Origin of the sequence: Phenylobacterium sp., assembly GCF_041920015.1 — a bacterium.
Taxonomy (GTDB): Bacteria; Pseudomonadota; Alphaproteobacteria; order Caulobacterales; family Caulobacteraceae; genus Phenylobacterium.
On sequence record NZ_JAYRST010000083.1, the window covers coordinates 9,880 to 13,618 of the forward strand.

At 69.8% G+C, this 3,739-nt stretch carries 6 protein-coding genes; 4 read left to right on the forward strand and 2 right to left on the reverse strand.

Translation table 11 applies throughout. From position 1 onward, the window contains the following. Positions 1-156 precede the first annotated feature (156 nt). Positions 157-618, forward strand: coding sequence for an HtaA domain-containing protein (locus ACE3TL_RS14275; RefSeq protein ID WP_374579347.1), 462 nt, complete (start codon positions 157-159; stop codon positions 616-618). A gap of 90 nt (positions 619-708) precedes the next feature. Continuing rightward, complete coding sequence (locus ACE3TL_RS14280; RefSeq protein WP_374579348.1) at positions 709-1,086, forward strand: VOC family protein; 378 nt, start codon at positions 709-711, stop codon at positions 1,084-1,086. 263 nt (positions 1,087-1,349) lie between these two features. Here the strand turns inward: ACE3TL_RS14280 and ACE3TL_RS14285 are convergent, their stop codons facing one another. Both ACE3TL_RS14285 and ACE3TL_RS14290 read right to left on the reverse strand, forming a co-directional pair. After that, entirely contained in the window at positions 1,350-1,853 is a 504-nt protein-coding gene (locus ACE3TL_RS14285) for a DUF805 domain-containing protein (protein ID WP_374579349.1), read from the reverse strand. A 91-nt stretch (positions 1,854-1,944) separates the two neighbouring features. Then, the gene (locus ACE3TL_RS14290; protein ID WP_374579350.1) at positions 1,945-2,436 is read right to left on the reverse strand and encodes an Lrp/AsnC family transcriptional regulator; all 492 of its coding nucleotides are present in this window, start codon (positions 2,434-2,436) and stop codon (positions 1,945-1,947) included. A 114-nt stretch (positions 2,437-2,550) separates the two neighbouring features. On the opposite strand from ACE3TL_RS14290, the gene ACE3TL_RS14295 reads away from it, so the two are divergent. Together ACE3TL_RS14295 and ACE3TL_RS14300 are read left to right on the forward strand one after the other, a co-directional pair. Beyond that, the gene (locus ACE3TL_RS14295; RefSeq protein WP_374579351.1) at positions 2,551-3,561 is read left to right on the forward strand and encodes an arginine N-succinyltransferase; all 1,011 of its coding nucleotides are present in this window, start codon (positions 2,551-2,553) and stop codon (positions 3,559-3,561) included. Continuing rightward, a partial coding sequence (locus tag ACE3TL_RS14300; RefSeq protein ID WP_374579352.1) for an aldehyde dehydrogenase family protein occupies positions 3,548-3,739 on the forward strand: 192 nt, incomplete at its 3' end. The genes ACE3TL_RS14295 and ACE3TL_RS14300, both read left to right, overlap by 14 nt.

Sequence of the window (3,739 nt, forward strand, 5' to 3'; positions counted from 1 at the left end):
TGCTTCGCATGGTCCCCCTCCCCCGCTAAAGCAGGGGAGGAAAAAGGAGACCTGATCGCCATAGGCTATACTCTTCGCTGGAAGGGAAATCCCCCATCGACTTGGGCGAGCCCGGATTCTAGAGCCAGGGTAGCGGAGGAAATCGGGAGGATGGCCATGCAGGTGCGCGCGCTGGAGTGGGGCGTGAAGCAGAGCTTTCGCAACTATGTCGCCATGAGCGGGGGGACGACCGCGGTCGGCGAGGGGGCCGAGCAGGCCGCGGACGGCGCGTTCGTGTTTCCGGCCGCGGCGGGCGATGGGCTGGCGCTGGACGCCGGCGGGGCGCCGAGCGGGCGCGGCGCCTTCGAGGGCGAGGTGCGTTTCGAGGCGCATGGCGGGATGCTGTCGGTGCGGTTGACCGGGCTGGAGGCCGAGATCGGGCCGCAGGGCGGGACCTTGAGCGTGGACGACCATGGGCGGCGGACGGTGGTGGCCAAGCTCGACCTCGCCGCCGCGCAGAAGGACGAGGACGGGGGGCTGACCATCCCGGCGGCGCTGGCCATGGACGGCATCCAGTGGCTGGGCGACCACTATCAGATGCTCACGCCGCTGGACCCGGTGCGGCTGCGGGTCGGCTGACCCCGCGGTACGGCTTCCCGCGATGGCGGGCGAGGTGTTAGCGTTCGCCTTCGGCCGGATCGTCGGCCGCAAGGACAAGAGGAACGCCAGATGTTTTCACATGTGATGATCGGGACCAACGACCTGCCGCGGGCCAAGGCGTTCTACGACCAGCTGCTGGGCACGCTGGGGGTCGGGCCGGGCTTCGTCGACGGTCATCGCGTGTTCTATATGAGCCCGACCGGGGTGTTCGCCGTGTCGCTGCCGATCGACGGCGAGCCGGCCACCTGCGCCAATGGCGGCACCATCGGCTTCGCCTGCGACTCGACGGACAAGGCCGACGCCTGGCACGCGGCCGGCGTGGCGGCCGGCGGGGTCAGCATCGAGGACCCGCCGGGCGTGCGCGAGGGCGGGGTCGGCAAGCTCTATCTGGCCTATCTGCGCGACCCGGACGGCAACAAGCTGTGCGCCATGCACCGCATGGGGTGAGGCGGGAAATGCAGATGTGGCTTGAATAATTCCTAGATTTTACAAGATTTTACATTTGCAAAATTCCTGCAGTTCAGGAAATTGAAGCATTGATTTCCTGATTTTTATTTGCGCAATACTTAGGCGGGCGGACGCAAGCCCCCAGCTCTCGGCGGCTCCCAACAGCCGCCGGTGGCCCGCTCCAGGCGCCGCACCCCCGCGGGTGCGGCGCCTGTCCTGCGTTTGGAGGTGTGCTCGGGATGACGTCGAGCAGCGCTGGGGGCTTAAGCGGTGGGGCTGAAGTCCCATAGGCCCGGAACCGGGCCGTGGCGATTGGGGCCCGGGACGCCGTCACGCGAGAGCATGGCCAGCAGGGCGCCGAGGGTGGCCAGGTAGAGGATGTTGTTGGCGAACAGCCCGGCGAACAGCCAGGGATCGGCGATCTGTTGTGCGAAATAGCTGAGGGCGCGCGGAAAGCCGACGATGTCGATGGCCAGGAACGGCAGGGGCATCAGGCCCCAGAGGCCGGTCTCGTCCAGGTCGTGCAGGCGGCGGGTGACCGCGGCCGCCAGCAGGGCGACCACCAGGACGGCGGCGATCCCCAGCCACAGGGAGAGGCCCGCGAAGTCCGGACCCGATTCGAGGCGGGCGAGCAGGGCCAGGCACGCGCCGATGGCCAGGAGGGCCAGGATCAGCACCACGAAGGCGTAGGGCCAGAAGGCGGCCGGCGCCTCGCGGCCGGAAAAGCGCGTTGTGCGGGCCAGGCCGCGCTGGAACTCTGCAATCATCTCGCCCTCGGGCGGCGGAGATTGCGGCGATCGCGGGCGGAAGGCAACGGCATGGTCAAGGTCGCGCCGCCTCAGCGTCGGGGTGGGGCGCTCAGAATGCGCTGACGGGCGCGCTGACCGGCGCGCCGCGGAAGGGCTTGGCGTCCTTCATCAGGATGTGCGAGGCGATCTTGTCGACGCCCAGGTCTTCCCGCAACAGGCGGTCGGCCAGTTCGCCCCAGGCGCGCACGTCGGGGCAGACGGCCTTGATGAGATAGTCGAAGGGGCCGGAGACCTGGGCGGCCTCGACCACCTCGGGAATGGCGGCGAGCGCGGCCTCGAAGGCCAGCAGTTCGGCGGGGCGATGGCTCTTGAGCGTGACCTCGCCATAGACGGTGAGCGTCGGGCGGATGCGCTCGATGTCCAGGCGGGCATGGTAGCCCTGGATGAAGCCGTCGCGCTCCAGGCGGCGCATGCGGGCCAGGCACGCGCTGGGCGAGAGCGCGACCCGATCGGCCAGGGCCTGGTTGGTGATGCGCCCGTCGGCCTGGAGCGCGGCCAGGATCTTCAGGTCGATCCGATCGAGAGCAGGATATCCGTCCATGCCGCAACCTCGCCGCAGGTTCTGCGGGCGGCGGCTGGGTCTTCCGCCGCCCATTCGGAGAAATCCCTAGCACAATAAAGGCTCCAGACTTCGATCATTTCTGCGGAGGGTGACATGATAAACGCCGGCGTCGTCATCCGTCCGGCCGCCGGGAGCGACCTGGAGGCGCTGCACGCCCTGGCCGCCGGCGCGGGGCTGGGCATGACCAACCTGCCGCCTTGCCGCGAACGGCTGGGCGCGCTGCTGGCGGGCAGCGCCGCGGCCCTGAACGGCGCGCGCAAGGCCGGCGCCCAGATCCTGCTGGTCATGGAGGCGGCCGGCGAGGTGGTCGGCACGGCCTGCATCTTCCCGAGCGTGGGCGGCGACTGGCCATTCTATTCCTATCGGATCGGGCGGTTGCGCCAGACCTCGCAGGCGCTGGGCAAGGTGGTGGAGAACACCATCCTGACCCCGGTGAACGACTATGACGGCTCGGCCGAGGTCGGCGGGCTGTTCGTGCGGCCGGGTCTGCGCGGGCTGGCGGCCGGACGGCTGATGGCGCGCTCGCGCTATCTGTTCATGGCCGAGCACCGCGACTGGTTCGCAGAGCGGGTGGTTTCGGAGCTGCGCGGCTATCAGGACGCGGACGGGCGCTGCCCGTTCTGGGAGGCGGTGGGCCGCAAGTTCTACGGCCTGGAGTTCAAGGAGGCCGACCGGATCAGCGTCGGCCCCGGCAAGCAGGTGATCGCCGACCTGGGGCCGAAATATCCGATCTATCTCAACCTGTTGCCGCCGGATGCGGTGGAGGCGGTGGGACGGTTCCACCCGGACGGGGCGCGGGCGCACGCCCTGCTGGTCGAGGAAGGCTTCAGGTTCGACGGCTGCATCGACATCTTCGACGCCGGCCCGACCATGACGGCGGAAATCGACGGGCTGAAGGCGGTGCGCGACAGCCGCGTCTCAGAGGTCGAGGTCGGCCCCTGCGAGGCGGGGATCGAGGTGCTGGCCTGCCACGGCGCGGGGGAGGGCTTCCGCGCCTCGCGCGGGCGGGCCGAGTTGCGCGGCGAGATGCTGCGGATCGGCCCGGAACTGGCCCAGGCGCTGCAGGTTGAGACGGGAGATCGGGTTCGCCATGTCGAGTTCTGAGATCGTCTCTACCGACCCCTGCACCGGCGAAGTCGTCTGGCGCGGGCCCGCCAGCGCGCCGGGCGAACTGGACGACGCTCTGGCGCGGGCGCGCCAGGGTTTCGCCGCCTGGGCGGCGCTGCCGCTGGCCGAGCGGCATGCGGCGGCGCGGCGCTTCGCCGACCTCGCCAAGGCGCGG

Bases quoted from the DNA above. Each gene is read 5' to 3' on its own strand.
- ACE3TL_RS14290 (WP_374579350.1), bottom strand. From the start codon at position 2,436: ATGGACGGATATCCTGCTCTCGATCGGATCGACCTGAAGATCCTGGCC.
- ACE3TL_RS14295 (WP_374579351.1), top strand. From the start codon at position 2,551: ATGATAAACGCCGGCGTCGTCATCCGTCCGGCCGCCGGGAGCGACCTG.
- ACE3TL_RS14275 (WP_374579347.1), top strand. From the start codon at position 157: ATGCAGGTGCGCGCGCTGGAGTGGGGCGTGAAGCAGAGCTTTCGCAAC.
- ACE3TL_RS14280 (WP_374579348.1), top strand. From the start codon at position 709: ATGTTTTCACATGTGATGATCGGGACCAACGACCTGCCGCGGGCCAAG.
- ACE3TL_RS14285 (WP_374579349.1), bottom strand. From the start codon at position 1,853: ATGATTGCAGAGTTCCAGCGCGGCCTGGCCCGCACAACGCGCTTTTCC.